Origin of the sequence: Corynebacterium variabile (assembly GCF_006539825.1) — a bacterium.
Taxonomy (GTDB): Bacteria; Actinomycetota; Actinomycetes; order Mycobacteriales; family Mycobacteriaceae; genus Corynebacterium; species Corynebacterium variabile.
In genome coordinates, this window is the sequence record NZ_BJNT01000015.1 from 60549 (window position 1) to 83136 (window position 22588).

At 67.1% G+C, this 22588-nt stretch carries 18 protein-coding genes and 2 tRNA genes; 13 read left to right on the forward strand and 7 right to left on the reverse strand.

Going from position 1 to position 22588, the window contains the following annotated elements:
* Positions 1 to 53: 53 nt before the first annotated feature.
* The 4 genes from CVA01_RS15310 to CVA01_RS09805 all read left to right on the forward strand — a co-directional run bounded on the left by CVA01_RS15310 (position 54) and on the right by CVA01_RS09805 (position 5356).
* Positions 54 to 2702, forward strand: coding sequence for a cation-translocating P-type ATPase (locus CVA01_RS15310; protein WP_141330393.1), 2649 nt, complete (start codon positions 54 to 56; stop codon positions 2700 to 2702).
* Positions 2657 to 3895, forward strand: a complete 1239-nt coding sequence (locus CVA01_RS09795; RefSeq protein ID WP_244938242.1) for an NAD(P)/FAD-dependent oxidoreductase — start codon at positions 2657 to 2659, stop codon at positions 3893 to 3895. The genes CVA01_RS15310 and CVA01_RS09795 overlap by 46 nt, the downstream gene beginning before the upstream one ends.
* Positions 3896 to 3966: 71 nt before the next feature.
* Entirely contained in the window at positions 3967 to 5013 is a 1047-nt protein-coding gene (locus CVA01_RS09800) for a zinc-binding alcohol dehydrogenase family protein (protein WP_218024575.1), read from the forward strand.
* Positions 5003 to 5356, forward strand: a complete 354-nt coding sequence (locus CVA01_RS09805; RefSeq protein ID WP_073883728.1) for a CHY zinc finger protein — start codon at positions 5003 to 5005, stop codon at positions 5354 to 5356. The genes CVA01_RS09800 and CVA01_RS09805 overlap by 11 nt, the downstream gene beginning before the upstream one ends.
* 188 nt (positions 5357 to 5544) lie before the next feature.
* Here CVA01_RS09805 and CVA01_RS09810 read toward each other — a convergent pair.
* The 3 genes from CVA01_RS09810 to cmrA all read right to left on the reverse strand — a co-directional run bounded on the left by CVA01_RS09810 (position 5545) and on the right by cmrA (position 7184).
* Positions 5545 to 5620: transfer RNA gene (locus CVA01_RS09810), tRNA-His, on the reverse strand.
* Positions 5621 to 5691: 71 nt separating this feature from the next.
* The gene (gene orn, locus CVA01_RS09815) at positions 5692 to 6321 is read right to left on the reverse strand and encodes an oligoribonuclease (RefSeq protein ID WP_141330402.1); all 630 of its coding nucleotides are present in this window, start codon (positions 6319 to 6321) and stop codon (positions 5692 to 5694) included.
* Between the two features lie 26 nt (positions 6322 to 6347).
* Positions 6348 to 7184: a mycolate reductase gene (gene cmrA, locus CVA01_RS09820; protein ID WP_141330404.1), complete on the reverse strand. Its 837-nt coding sequence runs from the start codon at positions 7182 to 7184 to the stop codon at positions 6348 to 6350.
* Between the two features lie 377 nt (positions 7185 to 7561).
* On the opposite strand from cmrA, the gene CVA01_RS09825 reads away from it, so the two are divergent.
* The 3 genes from CVA01_RS09825 (at position 7562) to CVA01_RS09835 (ending at position 11130) form a co-directional block, all read left to right on the forward strand.
* A complete protein-coding gene (locus tag CVA01_RS09825) occupies positions 7562 to 9118 on the forward strand; it encodes an SLC13 family permease (RefSeq protein WP_244938250.1) in 1557 nt (518 codons plus the stop codon).
* Between the two features lie 100 nt (positions 9119 to 9218).
* Positions 9219 to 10385, forward strand: a complete 1167-nt coding sequence (locus CVA01_RS09830) for an acyltransferase family protein (RefSeq protein ID WP_141330408.1) — start codon at positions 9219 to 9221, stop codon at positions 10383 to 10385.
* A gap of 88 nt (positions 10386 to 10473) precedes the next feature.
* Positions 10474 to 11130, forward strand: coding sequence for a GNAT family N-acetyltransferase (locus tag CVA01_RS09835; protein ID WP_244938243.1), 657 nt, complete (start codon positions 10474 to 10476; stop codon positions 11128 to 11130).
* 54 nt (positions 11131 to 11184) lie between these two features.
* Here CVA01_RS09835 and CVA01_RS09840 read toward each other — a convergent pair.
* Positions 11185 to 11258, reverse strand: a tRNA-Arg gene (locus CVA01_RS09840).
* Between the two features lie 119 nt (positions 11259 to 11377).
* Between CVA01_RS09840 and CVA01_RS09845 the strand changes: the two genes are divergently transcribed.
* The 6 genes from CVA01_RS09845 to CVA01_RS09870 all read left to right on the forward strand — a co-directional run bounded on the left by CVA01_RS09845 (position 11378) and on the right by CVA01_RS09870 (position 18475).
* Positions 11378 to 13522: a bifunctional copper resistance protein CopD/cytochrome c oxidase assembly protein gene (locus tag CVA01_RS09845; protein ID WP_141330410.1), complete on the forward strand. Its 2145-nt coding sequence runs from the start codon at positions 11378 to 11380 to the stop codon at positions 13520 to 13522.
* A 239-nt stretch (positions 13523 to 13761) separates the two neighbouring features.
* Entirely contained in the window at positions 13762 to 14346 is a 585-nt protein-coding gene (locus tag CVA01_RS09850) for a single-stranded DNA-binding protein (protein WP_014009342.1), read from the forward strand.
* A 106-nt stretch (positions 14347 to 14452) separates the two neighbouring features.
* The gene (locus CVA01_RS09855; protein WP_244938244.1) at positions 14453 to 15376 is read left to right on the forward strand and encodes a type IV toxin-antitoxin system AbiEi family antitoxin domain-containing protein; all 924 of its coding nucleotides are present in this window, start codon (positions 14453 to 14455) and stop codon (positions 15374 to 15376) included.
* Between the two features lie 118 nt (positions 15377 to 15494).
* A complete protein-coding gene (gene ettA / locus CVA01_RS09860; RefSeq protein ID WP_014009344.1) occupies positions 15495 to 17165 on the forward strand; it encodes an energy-dependent translational throttle protein EttA in 1671 nt (556 codons plus the stop codon).
* 37 nt (positions 17166 to 17202) lie between these two features.
* On the forward strand, positions 17203 to 17703 hold the full coding sequence (locus CVA01_RS09865) for an acyl-CoA thioesterase (protein ID WP_141330412.1): 501 nt from the start codon (positions 17203 to 17205) through the stop codon (positions 17701 to 17703).
* Positions 17704 to 17737: 34 nt separating this feature from the next.
* Complete coding sequence (locus CVA01_RS09870) at positions 17738 to 18475, forward strand: DUF8185 domain-containing protein (protein ID WP_014009346.1); 738 nt, start codon at positions 17738 to 17740, stop codon at positions 18473 to 18475.
* Positions 18476 to 18499: 24 nt separating this feature from the next.
* Here CVA01_RS09870 and CVA01_RS09875 read toward each other — a convergent pair whose 3' ends face one another.
* Genes CVA01_RS09875 through pepN form a run of 3 tightly spaced genes read right to left on the reverse strand, consistent with a single transcriptional unit; the run spans position 18500 to position 22532 of the window.
* On the reverse strand, positions 18500 to 19327 hold the full coding sequence (locus tag CVA01_RS09875) for a TSUP family transporter (protein ID WP_014009347.1): 828 nt from the start codon (positions 19325 to 19327) through the stop codon (positions 18500 to 18502).
* Position 19328: 1 nt separating this feature from the next.
* Complete coding sequence (locus tag CVA01_RS09880; RefSeq protein WP_014009348.1) at positions 19329 to 19802, reverse strand: globin; 474 nt, start codon at positions 19800 to 19802, stop codon at positions 19329 to 19331.
* Positions 19803 to 19823: 21 nt separating this feature from the next.
* Positions 19824 to 22532, reverse strand: coding sequence for an aminopeptidase N (gene pepN / locus CVA01_RS09885; RefSeq protein ID WP_141330414.1), 2709 nt, complete (start codon positions 22530 to 22532; stop codon positions 19824 to 19826).
* Between the last annotated feature and the right edge of the window lie 56 nt (positions 22533 to 22588).

Here is a 22588-nt window from a genome sequence, read left to right on the forward strand (position 1 = left end):
GGTTCTACTCTCGGGAAGTGAACGACATGTACTTTCCAGGGAGCTGACCGTCGATGACCGCACCCGTCTGGCACACCACCGGTATCGAAGAGGTCAGAGCCGCTCTCGATCTCCCGGATGCCGGGACCGGCCTGACTTCCGCGGACGCCGCCGCCCGACGGGAACGCCACGGTCCCAACAAGCTCACCGAGACCACCGCCGACCCCTGGTACGTCGTCCTCGGGCGGCAGATCGCGTCCCCGATGGTGATCTTCCTGCTGCTCGCCGGCATCGTCACCCTTATCCAGCAGGAATGGTTCGAAGGCGCGGTGATCTTCCTCGTCGTCGTGCTGAACTCCTCGATCGGCTACTGGCAGGCCCGCAAGGCGGAGAAGGACGTCGCCGCCCTGGCGGAACTCTCCACCCCCGAGGCCACTGTCGTCCGCGACGGAGCAGTGACCGGCATTCCGGCCACGGATCTGGTCCCCGGGGACACGGTCCGTCTCGAATCCGGCGACATGGTGCCCGCTGACCTGCGGATCACGGCGTCCATCGGGCTGCGCGTCGACGAGTCGATGCTCACCGGCGAGGTCCTGCCGACCGCGAAGCGTTCCGGTGTCTCCGACCACGGCGTCGAGCTGGCGGAGGACGCCCCGCTCGGCGACCGTGTCACCATGGCCTACTCCGGCACGCTTGTCGTTTCCGGCCGTGCCACGGGCCTGGTCGTCACGACCGGCCGCGACACCGAACTCGGCTCCATCGCCGACCTGGTCCAGACCGACAGCGGGAAGACGCCGCTGCAGGTTCTCACCGACCGACTCGAGAAGACCATCGCCGTACTGTTGGTCGTCGTCGGCGTCGCGGTGTTCATCACCAATCTGATTCTCGGCACCGGACTGGGGGACGCCTTCCGCTCGACTGTCGCGCTGATCGTCTCCTCGATGCCGGAGGCGCTGCCGGTCGTCCTGTCGGTGGCGATGGGGGTGGGGGTGTCGCGCATGGCGACCCGCAATGCGGTGGTCCGTCATCTGCCCAGCGGGGAGACCCTGGGTTCCACCACCGTCATCGGTTCGGACAAGACCGGCACGCTCACCGTCAACCGGATGACCGTGGAGACCGTGTGGACGCCCACCGGTCTCGACGAGACCCCGTCGCTGCGCACCGGCGCGCTGACCAATGACGCCACCGTCCACCCTGACGGCGACACCCTCATCGGGGACGCCGTCGATGTCGCTATGGCCACCGCAGCCCTCGACCGGGGTGTGGTCACCGGTGAGGAGCGTAGTACGGCACCGGTGGCGGACATGCCCTACGAGCCTGAGTACGCCTACTCGCAGACGCTGCGCCGGGAGACCGGGGAGGACGGCACGGACCGGCTTGTCCTGCACGTCAAGGGGGCGCCTGAGGTCGTGGCGTCCTTCTGCCGGGGGATGGGCGGGGGAAGCGTCCGCCACGAGGCGATGGTGGAGGCGAACCACGCGATGGCTGCTGACGGGCTGCGCGTCATCGCCACCGCCTCCCGCGTGCTCGATGAGGGTGAGGCGGTTCCGAAGTCCCTTGACACCCCGCATGACCTCCAGTTCACCGGCCTGCAGGGGATGATGGACCCGCCGCGCGAGGGCGTGCGTGAGGCCATCGGTCAGTGCCGTTCCGCCGGCATCCACGTCATGATGATCACCGGTGACCACCCCGTCACCGCCGTGGCGATCGGCAGGCGGCTCGGGCTGGGACGTCCCGGCGACGAGCCGATCACCGGCCGAGACATGGCCGGGCTGGACGACGCCCAGCTGCGTGAGAGGCTCAGGCACACCAGTGTCGCCGCACGGATGAGTCCGCAGGACAAGCTACGGATCGTCAAGCTGCTCAAAGCCGACGGAGAGACCGTCGCCGTCACCGGTGACGGCGTCAATGACGCTCCGGCGCTCAAGGCGGCGTCCATCGGTGTGGCGATGGGAGATTCCGGCACAGATGTCGCCCGCGAATCCGCCGACGTGGTCCTCACCGACGACAACTTCGTCACCATCGTCGATGCCGTCCGGCTCGGCCGGGTGACCTTCTCCTCGATCCGGAAGGCCACGTTCTTCCTCATTTCCAACGGCCTGGCGTTGATGACCGCGGTGGTGGTGAACACCTTCACCGAACTACCGCTGATCTTCCTGCCGGTGATGCTGCTGTTCATGAACATCGTCACCAACGGCATCCAGGACATCGCCCTCTCCTTCGAGAAGGGGGAGGGCGACGAACTCGACCAGAATCCCCGGTCGAAGGATGAAGGTGTGCTCGACACCCACATGTGGATGCGCTCGGTCATCACGGGACTGTGGATGGGCATCGGCACGCTGCTGGTCTACCGTGTCGCCAACGACCAGGGACTGGCGCTGGAGGAATGCCGCACACTGGCCCTGATCACCATGGTGATGTTCAATTTCTTCCAGGTGTTCAGTGCCCGCGCCTTGCACATCTCCGCCTTCGCGATGAATCCGCTGGGCAACCCGCTGCTGCTCGGTTCCGCGGTGGCCGCGCTGGTGCTGCAGTGGGCGGCGACCGCGTGGACGCCGGCCGCGGACCTCATCGGACTGACCTCGTTGAGCTGGCAGCAGTGGCTCATGTGCACCGGCATCGGGGTTACGGTGTTGTTGATCGTCGAAGCAGAGAAACTCGTGGTGAGGTGGATGGAATGGCGGAACGCACGGCACGTACGGCACGCACGGCAGACGGCATGACGCGCACCGACGTCTGCGTCATCGGGGCGGGCGTCCTCGGACTGACGGCGGCACGGGAGCTGGCGTCCCGCGGGCACACGGTGACCCTGCTGGACGCCGAGGCGCCGTTCGCCGGGGCGTCCCACCGGTCGTTCGCGTGGATCAACGCGAACAACAAGCCGCCGCACGCCTACCACCGGCTCAACGCGCTGGGCATGGAGGAACACGACCGGCTGCAGGACGAGCTGGGTGGGCAGTGGTTCCACCGCTCCGGATCGGTGCTCGCCTCGTCCGCCGGGACGCCGGAGCAGCGCGCGGAGTTCATCTCCGAACGGCTCGACCGGCTGTACGCGGAGCACTACCCGGTCGAGCCGGTGACGCGGGACGACCTGGCCGGTCTGGAACCGGTCGTGGACTGGGCACACCTGCTTCCCGACGGCGGGGAGGCGCTGTTTTTCCCCGACGAGGGGTACCTGGACGCGGATCTGTTCGCCGCGGGTCTGCTGAACGACCTCGCGTCCCGCGGGGTGACGGTGCAGCAGGGGCGGGTGACACACCTGGCCTCGGACGCGGTGAGCGCCCACGTCCTGCTGGACAACGGGGTCGAATTGACGCCGGACGCCGTGGTCGTCGCCGCCGGTGCCGGATCGCGGGCGCTCGGGCTGCCGGTCGCTGACCTCGCGGCACAGGAGGGTGCGACCGCGCGCACCCACAGTTTCCTGGGACTGAGCGTGCCGACCGATGTGCCGCTGGGCCGGGTGGTGATCACCGACGTGATCAATGTCCGGCCCCGCCACGACGGACGCCTGTGGATACAGCTGCCGGGCGTGGAGCACCGGGTGGCCGAGGCGGTGGACGCGACGTCGACGGACGCCGTGTGCGATGAGGTCCGTCATCTCATGGAGATCGAACTGGAGAAGATTCTGGGCACGCCGGTGCCGGTGCCGACGGTGTACCTGTCCGGCCGCAGTGTGCCGGAGGACGGTTTCCCGCTCGTCGGGTTCACCGATGAACCCCGCCGGATCTACGCACTGGTCGCGCACTCGGGGATGACGCTGTCCGCGCTGCTCGGCCGACTGGTCGCCGAGGAACTTGATGGTGGTTCCGGTGCAGGGGAGGCTGGAGAGGCTGCTGAGCTGCTGGCGTCCTTCCGTCCGGACCGCCCGGCGGCCTCGGAACCTGCCCCGTCCACCCCCTTCATCGGGTGGCAGTAGGCGCAGCACTGCAGGTGCAGTGGGCGTGGACGCACAATGGAGGCATGACCACGCACACCGCCCCCACCACCATGCACGCCTGGCAGGTCACCACACCCGGGCCGGTCGACGGGGCGGACGCCCCACTGGAGCTCGTCGAGAAGTCGGTGCCCGCCCCGGGGCCGGGTGAACTGCTCGTCCACGTGCACACCTGCGGGGTGTGCCGGACCGACCTGCATGTTACCGAGGGGGACCTTGACGTGCACCATCCCCACGTCACGCCCGGCCACGAGATCGTCGGCGTGGTCGTGGCTGTCGGCGAGGGTGCCGATCCGTCCTGGAAGGACGCCAGGGTCGGCGTCGCCTGGCTGCGCTCGACCTGCGGGGAGTGCCGGTGGTGCCGGTCGGGGCGCGAGAACCTCTGCCCGCACTCGACCTACACCGGGTGGGACGCCGACGGTGGCTACGCCGAGTACACCGTGGTGCCCGCCGACTTCGCGTACCGGCTGCCGACCGGGGAGGACGCTGCGTCCGAAGTTGCGTCTGATACCGCGCTGTCGCCCCTGCTCTGCGCCGGCATCATCGGCTACCACGCCCTGCAGCGCGCCGGGCTGCCCGAATCCACCCCGGACAACCCCGCCCGGCTCGGTCTCTACGGCTTCGGAGGGTCGGCCCACCTGTGCGCCCAGCTTGCGCTGGCCTCCGGTGCCCGTGTCCACGTGCTGACCAGGGACAAGGCGGCGCAGGAGCTGGCTCTGTCGCTGGGATGTGCGTCGGCGGCCGGTGCCTACGACATGCCGCCGGAGCCCCTGGACGCCGCGGTACTCTTCGCCCCGGTCGGGGACATCGTGCCACCGGCCATGCGGGCGCTGGACCGGGGCGGCGTCCTCTCGATCGCCGGGATCCATCTCTCGGACACCCCGCCGCTGAACTACGAGAACGAGCTCTTCTACGAGAAGGAGATCCGGTCGGTCACCTCGAACACCCGGGCCCGGGGCCGCGAGTTCCTGTCGCTGGTGGAGGAGTACGGGGTGCGCGCGACGACGCACGAGTACCCGATGTCGCGCGGGCTGGACGCGCTGCGCGACCTCAAGGCGGGACGCTTCGACGGCGCGGCGGTGCTGGTCAATGACTTCTGACTCTGCGTCCGAATCTGCGTCCGCGCTGGTGGGCGGTGTGGGGTGCGCGCACTGGCGCTCACCGCTGGACATTGTGGCGATCCGTTTCCGCTGCTGCGGGCAGACCTACCCCTGTCTGCACTGCCACGACGAGGCCGAGGACCATCCGGTGACGCCGTGGCCGACGGCCACCGCATCCGACCGGGCACAGAAGGCCGTGCTGTGCCGGTCGTGCGGAGCGTGGCTCACCGTGGGGGAGTACCTCGACCTCTACGCGGCGAACACCGGCCCGGCCTGCCCGCACTGCGCGGCCTCCTTCAACCCCGGCTGCGCCCTCCACTCCCACGTGTACTTCGTGGTATGAGGGGCCTCGCCGATGTAGTCCACCCTGTGTCATGAGTTGACCCGGATCTGCAGTGTCGGAGGGACGGAACCGTCAGATTCGGGTCGCTCCATGACAGTGCGCACGACGCAGGCACCGGACAAGGTGCAGTGGTGACATACGACGAAACCCCGGTGCCTTCGTGACGAAGGAACCGGGGTCCGTGTGTTTGGGGTGGCTGACGGGACTCGAACCCGCGACACCCAGGATCACAACCTGGTGCTCTACCAGCTGAACTACAGCCACCATTGCTGCCCTCAAGCAGCGGGATTCATACTAGACCACGCCTGTCATCCAAGACAAAAGCGCAGGTAGGTCTAGCTGATCGGTGTCGCCGCCACTGCTGCGGCAGAGGCGGCGTCCACCGCGTCCTGGTCCGGAGCATCGGCGACGAAGGCGGCCCGACGGTAGTAGTCCAGCTCGCGGATGGACTCGAGAATGTCCGCCAGCGCGCGGTGCTGCATGCCCTTGGCCGGCTGGCCGCTGTAGACCCGCGGGTACCAGCGTCGGGTGAGCTCCTTGATGGAGGAGACGTCGATCATCCGGTAGTGCAGGAAGTTGTCCAGGTCAGGCATGTATTTCGCGATGAACTTCCGGTCGGAGGCGATGGAGTTGCCGCACAGCGGCGCCACGCCGGAGGACGCCACGAACTGCCTGATGTACTCCACGACCTGCTTCTCGGCGTCCGCCACGGAGACGGTCGACTGCCGGATCTCCTCGGTCAGCCCCGAGGTCCCGTGCATCTTCGTCACGAAGTCGTCCATCTCGGCCAGCTCGTCCTCTGTGGCGTGGATGACGATGTCGATGCCCTTGTCGAGGGGCTTGAGCTCTGCGTCGGTGACGACGACGGCGATCTCCACGAGGACGTGGCGGGAGGTGTCCAGCCCGGTCATCTCGCAGTCCGCCCACACGAGGCGGTCGATCTTGGCGGTCTGGTTCGGTGTCATGTCTTCTTCTCTCTGGTCTTCTGCCGTCATTCGTCGGCCATCCGGGCGTACGCCTTCCCCATCAGCGGGGCGGTGATCCGGCGCGGCAGGTAGGTCGACAACACGTTGGCGACCTTCGACAGCCCGCCGGGGACGACGCGTAGCTTGTTCGCGGCCAGCGCCTCGAGCGTCTCGGTCGCACAGTCCGGGTAGGTCGTCCACACGAAGTCCGGGGTGGCACGGTCAACGATGGTACGCGCGGCGTCCTCCTTGACCTCCTCGCGCACCGGGCCGGGGGCCAGCAGGGTGCAGCTCACCCCCGTGCCCTTCAGCTCGTAGTGCAGTGCCTCGGTGAAGGTGTTGACCATGGCCTTCGTGCCCACGTAGGTCGCGTTGTTCGGGATCGCGGCATTGCCGGCGACGGAACCGACGTTGACGATCCCGGCGTCCCCACCGGCCACCATGCCCGGCAGGACCGCGGCGGTGAGCTCGAAGACGGCGGTGGCGTTGAGCTCGAACTGGGTGCGCTCGTAGGCGGGGTCGAGCTTCCGGAACTCGCCGAAGGTCGCCACGCCGGCGGAGTTGACGATGATGCTCACGTCGCGTCTTTCCAGTTCCTCGATGAGGACGCCGCGCGCCCCGGCGTCCGCCAGATCGCAGGGGTGGATCTCGACGGCGACGTCCCGGCCCTCGGCGACCAGCGTGTCGCGGACCAGCTCCATCGGGCCGGTGGTGCGTGCGACGAGCAGGAGGTTGTGTCCGCGACGACCCAGCTCCAGGGCGACCGCCTGTCCGATGCCGGAGGACGCCCCGGTCACCACGGCGACACGGTCGGGGCCGGGGGAGGGCAGGGCAGGAGACTTACGGGGCTTACGTCGGAACAACAGGGACTCCTGGGGCAGGGGACGGGAACGGGCGTTCCTCAGGCTACCTGCTGGGCCTGGCGGTGGCCGGAAGTCCGGTAGACGGTGTGGAAAGGCGTGTGGGAGACTCGCGGGGGTATCGGAGGTGAAGTAAACGGGGGTAAATTTCTGTCATGAACCCCGTTTCATATGGCAGGTGATTAGTTTGTGCCCCTATCCCACCCTAGTGTGGGGCGCTGACGTTCCATACCATGAGAGGACATCCCATGTCTCAGAAAGACGAGAATCCGACCACTCCGCCGGAACCTGAGGACGCCGCCCCCACCTCCGGTGCCGTGACCTTCGAGGACTCCGGTAAAGAGACCCCGCTCAACGCCTCGGACGCCGTGGAAAGTGCCATGGACGGCGACGAGATCCGGGGTGGAGAGAGCGTGGAGCGAGCAGAGAACCGCAGGAAGTTCATCGGCCTGGGGGTCGGCCTTTTTCTCGCGGTGATCATCTACTTCATCTTCCCGTCGAACGGTGCCGACCTCGTCAACGATGCGGCACCCGACGCCGAGACCCCCTACGAGCTCAGTCCGATCCGGATCACCGCCGCGGTCATGGTGCTCATGGGTGCATGGTGGATGACCGGTGCCATCCCGCTGGCCGCCACCGCCATGGTCCCGCTCGTCGCATTCCCGGTCCTTCAGGTCGCCGAGATGGCAGATGTCTCCGCACCCTACGCTGAGCCGACGATCTTCCTGTTCATGGGCGGATTCGTCCTCGCGCTGGGTATCCAGCGCTGGGGGCTGCACCGCCGGCTCGCCCTCATGGTGGTTCTTGCCGTGGGTACGAAGCCGAAGCAGCTCGTCCTCGGTTTCATGATCGCCACCGGCTTCATGTCCATGTGGGTGTCCAACACCGCCACCGCGGTGGTCATGCTGCCGATCGGTATCTCTGTGCTGGCGCTGACCGCTGACAAAGTCGGCGGCCACGACAAGCAGAAGAAGTTCTCCACCGCCCTGATGCTCGCCATCGCCTACGCCGCGTCGATCGGCTCGCTCGGCACGATCATCGGTACCCCGCCGAACGCCTTCCTCGCGGCCTACATGTCCGGCACGCACGGCATCGAGATCGGCTTCGGCAAGTGGATGATGGTCGGCGTCCCGCTCGCCGCCGTCTTCACCGTCATCGCCTGGCTGGTCCTGGTCACCGTCTTCAAGCCGGAGATGAAGGAGATCCCCGGTGGTCGTGAGCTGATCAAGAAGGAGATCGACGACATGGGCAGGATGTCCCGTGCGGAGATCACCGCCGGCGTCATCTTCCTCATCACGGCCATCGCCTGGATCACCATCCCGCTGCTCGCCGAGTACACCAGCTGGTGGACGATCAGCGTGCCGGACGCTGCGATCGCGATGACCGCGGCTCTGCTCATGTACATCGTGCCCGTCAACAAGCGCGGTACCCGCGTCATGGACTGGGAACACTCCAAGGCCATCCCGTGGGATGTCCTGATCCTGTTCGGTGGCGGTCTGTCGCTGTCCACCATGGTCACCTCGTCCGGCCTCTCCCTGTGGATCGGTGAGATGGTCAAGGGCATGGAGGCCCTGCCGACCATCCTGCTGGTCTTCGCCATCGCCGCCGTCGTCCTGGCGCTCACCGAGTTCACCTCGAACACCGCCACCGCCGCGACCTTCATCCCGATCATGGGTGGTGTCGCCATCGGTATCGGCCTCACCGGCGACGGCATCATCAACGTCCTCATCCTCGTCATTCCGACTGCGCTGGCCGCCACCTGTGCCTTCATGCTGCCGGTGGCGACCCCGCCGAACGCGATCGCCTACGGCTCCGGCTACGTCAGGGCCGGCGACATGCTCAAGGGTGGTATCTGGCTCAACCTCGTCGCAGTCTTCCTCATCACGATCACCGTGTTCGCCCTGGCGGTGCCGGTCTTCGGCCTGACCTTTGGCTGATGACGGCCACAGGGGAGACCCCGGCCATCGGGCTGAAGGTTTGCGCCACCTGATGTGCGACTGAGTATCCGGCCTTGTTAGCGTCACCCGTGTGTTGAATATGAGATCCCCTGAACCGGAGAAGCCCGCCCCGGGGAAGGGGACTCCGCAGAGCGACGGTGCGACCTCTGCCGCACCTGCCGCCCCGCGCACGACCTACGGCAGGCTCGGGTGGGTGGACGCCGCCAAGGGCCTCTGCATCCTCCTCGTCGTCGCAGGTCACGCGATCATCAACCTCAACAACAACGGGTACGCCACCGGCATCTGGGAGGAGATCAATCTCGTCATCGGCCCGGTGCGGATGCCGCTGTTCTTCCTCCTGTCCGGTCTCTTCGCCGCCAAGGCCCTCTCCGAGAGCTGGCGGAAGTTCGCTGACCGGCGCATCTGGGTGATGCTCTGGCTGCTCGTCCTGTGGGTGCCGATCCGGGAGACCTGGCTCGCGATGATCCCCCGCACCACGGTGGACCACAGTGACGACATCACCGCCCCGGCCGGACTCGACCCGGAGAACTGGGGACCCATGGTGGGCAGGATGCTCGAGGCCGTCCAGGGCCCGCCGAGTTACCTCTGGTTCCTCTACGCACTGGCACTGTTCGCCGTGCTGTCGAAGGCGACCCGCCGCGTCCACCCCGTCCTCCAGATCCTCGTCGCCGGCGTGGTCGCGATGTACACCCCCGAACTCGACCTCGGGTGGCCGTGGAACGACATCCTCCACACCTACGTCTTCTATCTGGTCGGTATGTACGCCGCCCCGTGGATCCACCGGCTGGCACGCCTGCGCTCACTCCCGGTCATCCTCGGATCGACCGCCGTGTACACGGCGGTGGGACTGCGGATCTACACCACCAACGACCACTTCAACCTGGGGCTCAACGGTCCGGTGAGACTCTTCCTCGCGTCTGTCGGCATCATCGCGGTGATCTCCGCGGTCTCGGCGCTGGAGGGATCACCACTGCTGCGTCCGCTGATCGCCGTCGGTTCCCGCACCCTGCCGGTGTTCATCATGCATATCATGGTGCTCGCGACCGTCATCTTCGTCGCCGACCTCGTGCTGCCGGGTGATCCCGGTCTGCCGCTGCAGCCGCTGATCCTGGCGGCCATTGTGGTGACGCTCTGCCTCGGCCTGCACAGACTGCTCACCGCCTGCGGTTTCGAATGGCTGTTCCGGCGTGCGGCGTGGACGCGACAGTGGTACCTCCGTCAGGTCAGTCGCTCTTCGGCAGCCTGATGCGGACGAAACGGCGGCCGGTGGGGTATGAATCGATCGGAGTGGAAATCCTGCCCTGGTGGGTACCTGGGTGGATAGGCTGTGCCGCATGACGGACACCTCCAGGGAAACCTTCACCGACACACTGGTCGTCGCCTCCATCGAGTCGGACGAAGCCGCCCCGCTGCTCGCCGAGCTCGAGTACGAGTACACCACCCGTTACGAGGACTATCACGGCTTCGACAAGGACGAAGACGCTCCCGAAGAGATCGACCTTTTTCCTCCTCTCGTCTTCTCTGAGCCTCTCGGCAGCCTGCTGCTTGTCCGACGCGACGGTCGCACCATTGCCGGTGGCGCCTTCATGTACCTCGACGAGGAGACCGCCGAGATCAAGCGCGTGTGGACCTCGACGTCCCACCATCGACAGGGGCTGTCGCGCAGGGTGATGGGTGCGCTGGAGTCAGCCGTGGCGGAGCGCGGCTACCGCCGGATCTACCTCACCACCGGACCCCGTCAGCCGGAGGTCGTGAAGCTCTACCTGTCGTTGGGTTACACCCCGTTGTTCGACGTGAACGCGGACCCGGAGGACGTGGTCCACCTCGCCTTCGAGAAGGAGGTGGAGTCGTCGGGTGTACTGCCGGACATTCATCAGGACGCGGAAGACGCTGTGGTTGCCCGGGGGGCGGCACAACGCGACGAGGTTGAGGCGACCTACCGTTGGCGTCCGCGTCCGGAGCTCCGGCTCGTGGACCTCGACCGGAACTGACGGCGCGCGGCACCCCACCGTGACGCACGGTGCCCCCGGTACTGCCGCCGATAGTGCCCCCGGCAGGATTCGAACCCGCGACCGACCGGGTAGAAACCGGATGCTCTCATCCACTGAGCTACGGAGGCATGCACGCCATCAGGTGTGCGAGACGACATATTAGCCGACGGGCATGTCGATCACCGAAGCAGGCCGACCGAAGAACCGACCGGCGCCCACGAATCGGAATCGGCAGATCACGCTAGTAATGTCGGGGATCATGTCCGACACGTCCGACGCTGTCACCACGTCCCCCCGCCGCATCGGTTCCCCGGTCGGCCTCTACATCGGTGCAGCACTGCTCGCCGGTGTCGTCGCCGCGGTGATCGGGGCGGCCTTCCTCGGCCAGTCCCTCGACGCCCTCGGCCTCCCCGACCCGGGCTCTGCCACCACCTGGGGTCTGCCGCTGGTCCGTGGCATCGGTACCCTCGCCGCCTGCATCGGTATCGGTGGATTCCTCATGAGCGCCCTCGGCACCCCGCCGCGCAAGGACGGGTACCTGGACGTCGACGGTTTCCGGGCCTCCCGCACCGGCACCTGGGGCATGGCCGCCTGGGCGGTCTGCGCCCTGCTGCTGATCCCGCTCTACCTCTCCGACGCCTCCGGCGCGCCCCTGTCCGACACGCTGAAGCCCGACATGTGGGGCACCGCGATCTCCCAGGTCTCCACCGCCGGGGCGATGCGCTGGATCGCGATCCTCGCAGGTCTCGCTGCCGTGCTCTCACTGTTCAGCCGGAAATGGATCTGGCAGCCGGTCTTCCTCGCCCTGTCGGTGATCTCCCTGGTCCCCATCGCGCTGGAGGGACACTCCGCCTCCGGCGGCGACCACGACTATGGCGTGAACTCCCTGCTCTGGCACATTGTCCTCGGCGCCCTGTGGATCGGGGGCCTCGCTGCCCTGGTCGCCCACGCCGCCCGCCGCGGTCCGCACCTGCCTGAACTGGTGAAGCGCTACTCGTGGCTGGCGATGGTGTGCATCATCGGTGTGACGGCGTCCGGCCTGATCAACGCCGCGATCCGCCTGTCCTTCTCAGAATGGTTCACCACCGACTACGGTCGCGTCATCACGCTCAAGGCCGTGCTTACCGTCATCCTTGCGGCGTTCGGCTGGGCGCACCGCCGCTACATCATCCCGCAGCTCGAGACGGCCATGGACACGAAGGACGCCTGGTGGAAGCGTCCTTTCGTCCGCCTGGCTATCGTGGAGGTCCTCATCATGGCCGCCACCGTCGGTGTGGCGATCTCCCTGTCCCGCATCCCGCCGCCGGTGGAGTTCACCGCCGACATCTCCCCGGCGGAACTGACCCTCGGGTTCGACCTCACCGAGCCGTTCTCCGTGTCGGCCGTGTTCACCCACTGGCGCTTCGACCTGATCTTCGGCACCGTCGCACTGCTCCTGCAGGCCGTGTACCTGTGGGCGTGGCGCGTCCTGCGCAAGCGCGGTGTGGAGTGGCCGGTCAGCCGGGTCATCTGGTGGACACTCGGCAATCTCACGCTCATCTTCGTCACCTGCTCCGGGCTGGGCCTGTACTCCATGGCGATGTTCGCCCCGCACATGCTGCAGCACATGATGCTGACCATGCTCATCCCGGTCTTCTGGGTGCTCGGCGGGCCGATGACGCTGCTGCTGCGCGCCCTGCCGCCGGCCGGGAAGAACGGCATCCAGGGGCCGCGCGAATGGCTGGTCGTGTTCATCAACAACCCGGTCTCGAGGTTCCTCACCAACCCGGTCGTCGCCGCGGTGCAGTTCGTCATCGGTTTCTATGCCCTGTACCTGTCCGACATGTTCGAGTGGATGGCGCAGGAGCATGCCGGCCACGTGTTCATGAACATCCACTTCCTCATCTCCGGTTACCTGTTCTACTGGGTGGCCATCGGGGTGGACGCCGCGCCGCGTCAGCTCAGTCCCTTCATGAAACTGCTGATGACGCTGGCGGCGATGGCCTTCCACGCCTGGTTCGGCATCGCGATGATGCAGATGTCCGAGCCGCTGGCCGAGGCGTACTACCTGTCGCTGCAGCTGCCGTTCCCGGTGGACCTCATGGAGCAGCAGCACACCGGCGGCGCGATCGCCTGGGGACTCTCCGAGATCCCGCTGGTGCTGGTCAGCATCATGCATGGCGCGCAGTGGGCGAAGCAGGACAAGAAGGAGCAGAAACGGTTCGACCGCAAGGCCGACCGCGACGGGGACGCCGAGCTGGAGGCCTACAATGCGATGCTCGCCGGGCTGAAGACCGGCGAGAACTCCTCGCAGGCCGAGTACTACCGCGCCGAGTACCAGGGCGACGAGATCCAGGGCTTCATGCACTCTGACAAGGCGAAGCGGGAGTACCGGCAGAAACACCGGGAGTGAGGCGTCCTCCCGTTCCGGGGAAACCGCAGGTGAGTGGAGGTTGTGGACAACTCCTTTCCGATTCAGGCCGAGTTGTCCACAGCTTCCGGGCCGGTATTCGACAGATCCCGGGTGGTGGGGGACCATCTGCGGGCACCGGGGGAGAGGAGGCGGGGAACACCCCGCCGACCACCGGGAGTCGTCCGGCCGGTGCCGTGGCGCAGGTCCCGGGGCCGCGTTCCCGGGAGAGGGGGCTGACCATGGCCACACAACAGATGTCCGTGACGATGACGGGATTCGCGGCGGCGAACCCGGTCAGGAACTCGTCGATCATGAAGCTCGTGACGTTCCGCATGGCGTCCACCCCGCGGTGGAACACTGACGGAGAGTGGAAGGACGGCGGGACGCTGTTCATCGATGTCCAGTGCTGGGGGCGTCTCGGCGACCACGTCATGTCGTCCGTGGTGAGGGGCGCACCACTCGTCATCGCCGGACGCATGACCTCGTACTCCTTCAAGCCGGAGGACGGGCAGAAGCGGGCGGACGGGGAGCCCTTCACCGAGACGATCTGGCGGGTGACCGCGTCGAATGTCGGGCTGGACCTCAGCCATTCGCCGTCGACGTGGTCGCTGCGCGACAAGGTCAGGGAGAACCCGAACGGTGACGCGAAGAAGCCGGCCCCGGGCGAGAGTACGGGAGGCTACGCCACCGCCCTCGGGGAACCGTCCGATCCGGCCGCGGCGCCGACCTCAGGGCTCGGGGACGCGCAGGACGCCCGGCCGCCCGCGGAGCCGGACGACGGAGAGCGCGAGCTGACCTCCGTCGGCCACGACACCCCGTTCTGACCGATCGCCGATCAAAATAACTGAGCACGAATCCGTTGAACTCGGCAGTTCGCGCGATTCATGCTCAGTTATTTTGATGCAGGGCAGTCACAACCCCGGAAGCGACATGGAGAACAGGTCATTCATCACCCGTGGCGAACTGGCGCAGACGATGTCTGCGGCACAGGTGGATACCGCAGTGAGGCGCGGTGAACTCCACCGACTGGCGCGGGGCATCTACAGCACCGCGGAACCCACCGACGAACTCCGGCTGCAGGCCCTGCACGAGGTGCGCGGGCTGGTCTTCACCGGCCGGACGGCAATCGACCTCTACCAGAACCAGCCGGTGAGCTGGCCGCTCGAGGCGCGGCATGCGAGGTCCGGGCGGCGGACCTCCGAGGCGCATATCAGGTCGGGCATCCCGGGACGGCTGCGTACCGGCAACGGCCTGTCGCTGGTCAGTCCTTTGCAGGCGGTGATGGACGCGGCGTCCCCCGCAGAGGACGCCGGATTCCTCACCGAGGCGTACCAGGGGATCGGCGCGCATGAGGCGCTGGAACGGGACCTGGCGGCGTTGGTCACCGGCCGGTCGGAGGCGCGGGGCCTGCTCGCCGTCACACCGACCGGCACGATGAGCAAGCTGGAGCAGGAGGCCTTCCGCATCATCGGCGACGCCCTGGCAGACCTGCCGGTCACCGTCCTCACCAACCGGATGATCGGCAACTACTGCTATGACATCGTCATTCCCGAGACGAAGGTCGCGATCGAAATCGACAGTTTCACCTACCACGCTCTCGGCGGGCAGGGGACGACCGAGCAGAGTTTCGTGAAGCAGGCGTGGAAGGACAATGAGGTAGCCGACCTGGGGTGGACGGTCCGGCATTACACGCAGTTCTGCATCCACGGCGCTGCAGACAGAGTGGCCGCGGACATCCGACGCTGCGTCCTCCCGAGGATGTGCCGCGTCGGCGTCAGCCTGCCGGACGCCACCGACGCCGGGCAGGACGCCGTGTTCACCTGGCACCCGGTCTTCGAACCGACCTTCCGCTGAGCAGGCGGACGCGGAGGATGCCAGCCCCGGTGCGCGACGGCAGGGGCGTCCCCGTCCACGTCCTGTAGGGTGATGGGCTGACTGCAAAACACCCGCGAGATTCACTTGAAGGGGAACAATGGGCGAGTTCATCTACACGATGAAGAACGTACGTAGGGCTCACGGCGACAAGGTTGTCCTGGACAACGTCACCATGAGCTTCTACCCGGGAGCGAAGATCGGCGTCGTCGGACCCAACGGTGCCGGTAAGTCCTCGCTGCTGAAGATCATGGCCGGCCTCGACCACCCGTCGAACGGTGAGGCCTTCCTCGATCCGGGCGCCACCGTCGGCATCCTGCTGCAGGAGCCGCCGCTCAACGAGGAGAAGACCGTCCGCGGCAACGTCGAGGAAGGCCTCGGCGAGATCATGGACGTCAAGCGCCGGTACGAGGAGATCGCCGAGGAGATGGCGACCAACTACACCGACGAGCTCATGGAGGAGATGACCGTCCTCCAGGAGAAGATCGACGCCGCCGACGCCTGGGAGCTGGACTCCAAGATCGAGCAGGCGATGGACGCCCTGCGCTGCCCGCCGTCCGACGAGCAGGTCACCCACCTCTCCGGTGGTGAGCGTCGCCGCGTCGCCATGGCGAAGCTGTTGCTCAGCGAGCCCGACCTGCTACTCCTCGATGAGCCGACCAACCACCTGGACGCCGAGAGTGTCCTGTGGCTGGAGAACCACCTGAAGAACTACAAGGGTGCCGTCCTCGCCGTGACCCACGACCGCTATTTCCTGGACCACGTGGCCCAGTGGATCTGTGAGGTCGACCGCGGCAAGCTGTTCCCCTACGAGGGCAACTACTCCACCTACCTGGAGACCAAGGCCCAGCGCCTCGAGGTCGCAGGCAAGAAGGACCAGAAGCTCCAGAAACGCCTCAAGGAGGAGCTCGCCTGGGTCCGTTCCGGCGCCAAGGCCCGCCAGGCCAAGAACAAGGCCCGCCTGCAGCGCTACGAGGAGATGGCCGCCGAGGCCGAGCAGTACAAGAAGCTCGACTTCGAGGAGATCCAGATCCCGACCCCGCCGCGTCTGGGTAACCAGGTCGTGGATGTCAAGAACCTCACCAAGGGCTTCGACGGCCGCGTCCTGATCAAGGACCTGTCGTTCACCCTGCCGCGCAACGGCATCGTCGGCGTCATCGGCCCGAACGGTGTCGGTAAGTCGACGCTGTTCAAGACCATCGTCGGTCTCGAGCAGCCGGACGCCGGTGAGGTGCAGGTCGGCAAGACCGTGCAGCTGAGCTACGTCGACCAGAACCGCGAGAACATCGACCCGGAGAAGACCGTGTGGGAGGTCGTCTCCGACGGCCTGGACTACATCATCGTCGGCCAGAACGAGATGCCGTCGCGTGCGTACCTCTCCGCCTTCGGGTTCAAGGGTGCGGACCAGCAGAAGCCGTCGAAGGTGCTCTCCGGTGGTGAGCGCAACCGCCTGAACCTGGCGCTGACGCTGAAGCAGGGCGGCAACCTGATCCTGCTCGATGAGCCGACCAACGACCTCGACGTCGAGACCCTCGGTTCCCTGGAGAACGCCCTGCAGAAGTTCCCGGGCTGCGCAGTGGTCATCTCCCACGACCGCTGGTTCCTGGACCGCACCTGTACCCACATCCTCGCGTGGGAGGGCAATATCGCCGAGGGGCAGTGGTTCTGGTTCGAGGGTAACTTCGAAGACTACGAGAAGAACAAGGTCGAGCGCTTGGGTGCAGATGCCGCCCGACCGGCACGGGTAACGCATCGCCGCCTCTCGCGTTAGACTGTTTGTATAAACAAAACAGGCTAAAGGAGATTTGATGCCCTTCGTCGACAATGAGGCGACCGGGACCCGGTACCACAGCACCCGGGTGAACCTGCGTTGGTCGGACTTCGACCAGTTCCAGCACGTGAACAATGCCGCGTACCTGGAGTTCTCGCAGGACGCCCGGATCGACTTCGTCCGCGACGTCCTCACCGAGATGGACATCTCGGTTCCGGCGTTCGTCGTCCGGTGGGCGTCCGTCGACTACCGCAAGGCCCTGTCGTCGAGTGAGACGCAGGTCGTCGTCGAGTCCTTCATGTACGAGATCGGCGAGAAGTCCTTCAAGATGCGGCAGAACATCCGCAATGCCCAGCACAAGATCGTCGCTGTGGTGGACACGGTCAATGTCGGCGTGGACATCCTCTCCGGCAAGTCCCGGCCGTGGACCGAGGCGAACATCGAGGTCATCAACATGTTCATGATCCCGGTCGAGGAGGAGGACCATTCTCCCGTCGCCGAGGCGAAGAAGGACACCGAGGTGGACACGGGTCTCTGACCCCCGACCTGACCGGGCGGTACCCTGGGGGACTGTGACTTCTTCGCTGTTCTCCCTGTCCGGCGGCTCCCCGGCCCCGGTCACGCTCACTCTCACCCGCCCCGGCCGCGCCCAGGCGTCTACCCTGCGGCGCGTTGCCGCGGTGGTGACCCGCGTCCTGAAGATGGATTCCGGGGCGATGGTCCGGCTCGTCTCCCGGGGGGAGGACGCCACGGACCTCCTCATCGCCACTCCGTTGGGCTGTGTGGTGTCCCAACGCATCCACGCCACCGTCTCCGAGGACGGCGCCGTCATCTCCGCCGATCCGCTGCCGGCCCTGCTGGGGGACGCCGCGACGGCGGACGACGGGGCGGACGGTGCGTCCATCGGCCTGTCCGGCCGGATGGACATGCTCTGGGCGGGGACGCCACCTCCGGAATCCGGGTGGTCCCTGGTGGACACGATCCCCGGGGCCGATGTCCGTGAGGTCTTCGGCCAGCTCCAGGCCGAGGCGGAAGCGCACTCCGGCCCGGCGGGCCTGCCGCCGTCACTGCTGGACCAGCCGCTGCTGCGCCTGACGAGTAAGGGGCAGACAGGCATCATCGAGATTCCCGGCAGTGTCGTCGCCGCGATGGGCTCACTGGGCCTGGTGAAGGAACCACCGGCCCAGTTGGCCGACCATGACCTCATCCGGGTGAGCGTGACGGGGTCGTGGATCAGGATCGACGCGATTTTCGGCACCGCGTACCTACCGCGCCCCGGTGGTCTGGCGAGGATCCCGACGCCGCGCTGACCGGGCCGCTGACCAGGCAGCCGGTCAGAGCATGTCGACGATGAGCTTCGCCGACATCACGACGATGAGCACCAGCAGCGCGATGCGCACGAAGCCGGTGCCGCGGTCCAGGACGATCTTCGCGCCGACCTGTGCGCCGAGGACGTTGAAGACCGCCAGCACGATACCCAGCAGCCAGAGGACGTGACCTCCGGCGGCGAACACGACCAGACCTCCGATGTTCGTGGCGGTGTTCACCAGCTTCGTCATCGCCAGCGACTGGATGAGCGTCCGGGACATCAGCGCGGTAAACACGATGACCAGGAACATCCCGGTGCCGGGGCCGAAGAAACCGTCGTAGGCGCCGATCAGGGCGATGAGACCAAGCCCGAGGGCGAGCCTGCGACGGGAGGGTCGGGGAGTGGCGTCCACCCCGGAGGCCCCGGTGGCTCCGGTGTCTCGTCCGAAGGAGGGACGCAGTGCGACGAAGGCACCTGCCGCCAGCATGAGCACGACCACCACGGGACGCAGCACATCGCTGCTCACGGCGGACGCCATGAGGGCGCCGCCGGCCGAACAGAGTCCGGCCAGGGGAGCGCAGAGTCGCACGGCCCGCCAGTCGATCCGGACGGTGCGCACCATGCGCAGCCCGGCACTCGCGGTACCGAAGACGGCGGTGAACTTGTTCGTCCCCAGGGCGACCTGTGCGGGCAGGCCCGGGGCGCAGGCGAGGATCAGGGGGATAAGAACCAGTCCGCCGCCACCGATGACGGCGTCCACCCCGCCGGCGAGGACGGCGCCGAGAACGAGGATGAGAAGGCCAACAGGGGAGAGGTCGGAACCAGGGGCGACGAGGTCGAGGAAACCGGACACCTCAGGGCCGGTTGATGAGCATGTCGGCGACGCGCACCATGTGGTCCCACACGGCCTCGCGGGCCGGGCCGGGGAGTTCGTTGTCACTGACGGTACCCAGGGCGTCCGCCATGATCGTCAGCCAGTGTTCGCGGGCCTCGGGGGTCACGGCGAAGTGCACGTGCCGCATCCGCAGGCGGGGGTGTCCGCGCTGCTCGTTGAAGGTCTGCGGTCCGCCCCAGTACTGCACGAGGAACCAGCGCAGCCGGTCCTCGGCGCCGTCGAGATCATCGGCGGGGTACATCGGCCCGAGTACCGGGTCGTTCGGCACACGCAGGTAGAACTCGTGGACGATCTTCCGGAAGGTGTCCTCACCGATCAGGTCGTAGAGACTCTGGGCCTGCGGCTGTGCAGGCTGTGCAGGCTGGGCCGGCTGCGCCGCCTGCTGCGGCTGGCGGCGGGGTTCGCCGGGGACCGGGGAGATGGGGATCGTCATGCTCCCAGCCTATCCGGCGTCCTACTCGGCGTCGAAGGCCCGGGCCGCGGCGGCGCGCTCGGCGCGCGAGACGCCCTCGGAGAGGACGCGTCGCAGACCGGCCGGTGTCGCACCGTCATCGGCTAGCGCCTTGACGTCGGCCAGCACGGTGGGGCCGGACCAGGAGGGGAAGAGCCCCTCACAGTTGCGCAGCGCCATCTCGGAGGACAGCGAGTTCCACATGTCCACGACCCGGTCGACGTACTCGGTGCCGAAGTCCTCGAGCAGACCATCCTGTCCGACGTGGCCGAAGCCAGCGATCCGGTACCGCAGGGCGAGGTTGGACTGCTCGGCGCCGTGCCGGGTGAGCACGTCCCAGTTGTCCCGCTTGACGGTGGAGACCGGCAGTGCGGTCCGGGCCCGCAGTGCGTTCATTGCACCGGAGGAGGTCGGGTCCTCGGACTCCTCGATGGCGATGAGCGCCTCGGCCTCCTCCTCGTTGAGCACGCCGGCGGTGCCGACCAGGGAGGTGAGCAGTCGCCACTGCAGGTCGTGGTCGACGACGAAACCGGGCAGCAGCGAGTCGGCGGAGACGCCGTCCTCCAGGCCCAGCAGGCCCCGGACCCATTCGGTGGACGCCTCGGTCTGCGCGGAGTTGGTGTACGCGCGGACGAACGCGAGGCGCGCCTGACCGTCGGTCGCCTCGGCGCCGGCGCGGAAGGCGTCGAGCAGGGTGCGGCGTCCCTCCTCCTTCCAGTCTTCGGCGACGTAGTTCTCGACCGCGGAGATCGCCTGGGCGAGGACCTGCTCGAGGACGCCGAGCTGGTCTTCGGCGGCGGCGCCCCGGGCGACGAGGGCCACGAAGTCGCGGGCCTTCATCTGTGCGTTGCGGGTGGCCTGCCAGGCAGCGGACCAGATGAGGACGCGGGCCATCGGGTCGGCGATCCGGGCGATATTGGACACGGCGAAGGCCAGGGAGTCGGCGTCGAGGTCGACGAAACCGTAGGCGAGGTCGTCGTCGTTGACGATGACGAGGTCGGCCACCGGTTCACCGACGAGGTCAGGCACCTCCGTGCGCTCACCGTCGACATCGAGTTCGACGCGGCGGCGCAGTTCGACGGAGGGGGTGGTGCCGGTGTCATCGAGCTCGCCGACGAGGTCGTAGAGGCCTACGGCGAGACGGTGGGTGCGGGTCTCCCCGGCACCGGGCTGTGCGCCGGACTGGGTGACGGCGAAGGAGGTGTAGACCGAGCCCGGGGCACCCTCGCCCTCGGTTGCGAAGTCCGTGCCGAGGGTGTTGATGCCGGTGGTTTTCAGCCACTGGTCGGCCCAGTCGGACAGGTCGCGGCCGGAGGCCTTCTCCAGCGCGCCGAGAAGGTCGTCGAAGGTGGCGTTGGCGAAGGCGTGGTTGACGAAGTGGGCGCGGATGCCCGCGAAGAAGGCCTCCAGGCCGACGTAGGCGGCAAGCTGCTTGAGCACCGAGGCGCCCTTGGCGTAGGTGATGCCGTCGAAGTTGGCGTCCACCTCGACGAGGTCGTTGGCGCCGGAGAACACCGGGTGGGTGCTCGGCAGCTGGTCCTGACCGTAGGCCCAGGACTTCTCCTTGGAGTTGAAGGTCACCCAGGCGGTGGTGTGCTCGGTGGCGTGGGTCTGGGCCATGGCGCTCGACCAGGTGGCGAAGGACTCGTTGAGCCACAGGTCATCCCACCACTGCATGGTCACCAGGTCGCCGAACCACATGTGGGCGAGCTCGTGGAGGATCGTGTCCGCACGGCGCTCGTACTCGTAGTGCGACGCGGCGGAGCGGAAGACGTACTCGTCACGGATGGTGACGCAACCGGCGTTCTCCATCGCACCCATGTTGTACTCGGGGCAGAAGATCTGGTCGTACTTGTGGAACGGGTAGGCGACACCGAAGTTCGCGGCGTAGTAGTCGAAGCCGGACTTAGTGACGTCGAAGATCACGTCGGCGTCGAGGTACTCGGCCAGGGACTTCCGCACGAAAATGCCCAGCGGCACGGTGATGTCCTCGTCGGGGACCAGGCGGGTGTCGGTGACATCCTCGGTTTCGGGGGTTGGGAGAGGACTCCCGGTCCACTCGTCAGTGACGTGCTCCCACGGGCCGACGCAGAAGGCGATGAGGTAGGTCGACAGCGGGTAGTCGACCGTGGCGGTGTGCACGGCGACACCGTCCACCTCGGCGCCGAGTTCACCGGAGACGCCGACCGTGTTGTTGGTGACGACGGTCCAGTTCTCCGGGGTCTTCACGGCGACCTCGTAGGTGGCCTTGATGTCCGGCTGGTCGAAGCAGGCGAAGACGCGCTTGGCGTCCGCCGCCTCGAACTGGGTGTACATGTACACCTCGTTGTCGGCGGGGTCGGTGAAGCGGTGGAGGCCTTCGCCGGTGGTGGAGTACACGGCGTCCGCGGTGACGGTGAGGTCGTGGTGCCCGGCGGAGAGGTCGAGCTGGAGGCCCTTCTCCTCGTCGTAGGTTCCGGCATCCGTGAGTGGGACGGCGGTGGCGGTGATGTCGGTGCCGTCGAGGACCACCGAGGTGACGGTGTCCGCCCGGAGATCGAGGAAGGTGGAGCCGTCGGTGGAGGAGGCGAAGGTGATCGCCGTCGTCGACGGGAAGGTGCGGTGTGCAGGATCGCCGCCGGCGGTGAGGTCGAGGTCGATGATGTAGTGGACGTCACTGATCAGGGCCGAGCGCTCTGCGGCCTCGGCGCGGGTGAGGTTGGTTGAACTCATGGAAGCCGAGTCTAACCGGCGGTCGGTACACCCGCGCGGCACTCCCTGTTCGCGCG

Excerpts from the sequence above, each read along its gene's own strand:
- CVA01_RS15310 (WP_141330393.1), top strand. The coding sequence starts at position 54 with ATGACCGCACCCGTCTGGCACACCACCGGTATCGAAGAGGTCAGAGCC.
- CVA01_RS09795 (WP_244938242.1), top strand. The coding sequence starts at position 2,657 with ATGGCGGAACGCACGGCACGTACGGCACGCACGGCAGACGGCATGACG.
- CVA01_RS09800 (WP_218024575.1), top strand. The coding sequence starts at position 3,967 with ATGCACGCCTGGCAGGTCACCACACCCGGGCCGGTCGACGGGGCGGAC.
- CVA01_RS09805 (WP_073883728.1), top strand. The coding sequence starts at position 5,003 with ATGACTTCTGACTCTGCGTCCGAATCTGCGTCCGCGCTGGTGGGCGGT.
- orn (WP_141330402.1), bottom strand. The coding sequence starts at position 6,321 with ATGACACCGAACCAGACCGCCAAGATCGACCGCCTCGTGTGGGCGGAC.
- CVA01_RS09825 (WP_244938250.1), top strand. The coding sequence starts at position 7,562 with ATGGACGGCGACGAGATCCGGGGTGGAGAGAGCGTGGAGCGAGCAGAG.
- CVA01_RS09830 (WP_141330408.1), top strand. The coding sequence starts at position 9,219 with ATGAGATCCCCTGAACCGGAGAAGCCCGCCCCGGGGAAGGGGACTCCG.
- CVA01_RS09835 (WP_244938243.1), top strand. The coding sequence starts at position 10,474 with ATGACGGACACCTCCAGGGAAACCTTCACCGACACACTGGTCGTCGCC.
- CVA01_RS09845 (WP_141330410.1), top strand. The coding sequence starts at position 11,378 with ATGTCGGGGATCATGTCCGACACGTCCGACGCTGTCACCACGTCCCCC.
- CVA01_RS09850 (WP_014009342.1), top strand. The coding sequence starts at position 13,762 with ATGGCCACACAACAGATGTCCGTGACGATGACGGGATTCGCGGCGGCG.
- CVA01_RS09855 (WP_244938244.1), top strand. The coding sequence starts at position 14,453 with ATGGAGAACAGGTCATTCATCACCCGTGGCGAACTGGCGCAGACGATG.
- ettA (WP_014009344.1), top strand. The coding sequence starts at position 15,495 with ATGGGCGAGTTCATCTACACGATGAAGAACGTACGTAGGGCTCACGGC.
- CVA01_RS09865 (WP_141330412.1), top strand. The coding sequence starts at position 17,203 with ATGCCCTTCGTCGACAATGAGGCGACCGGGACCCGGTACCACAGCACC.
- CVA01_RS09880 (WP_014009348.1), bottom strand. The coding sequence starts at position 19,802 with ATGACGATCCCCATCTCCCCGGTCCCCGGCGAACCCCGCCGCCAGCCG.
- pepN (WP_141330414.1), bottom strand. The coding sequence starts at position 22,532 with ATGAGTTCAACCAACCTCACCCGCGCCGAGGCCGCAGAGCGCTCGGCC.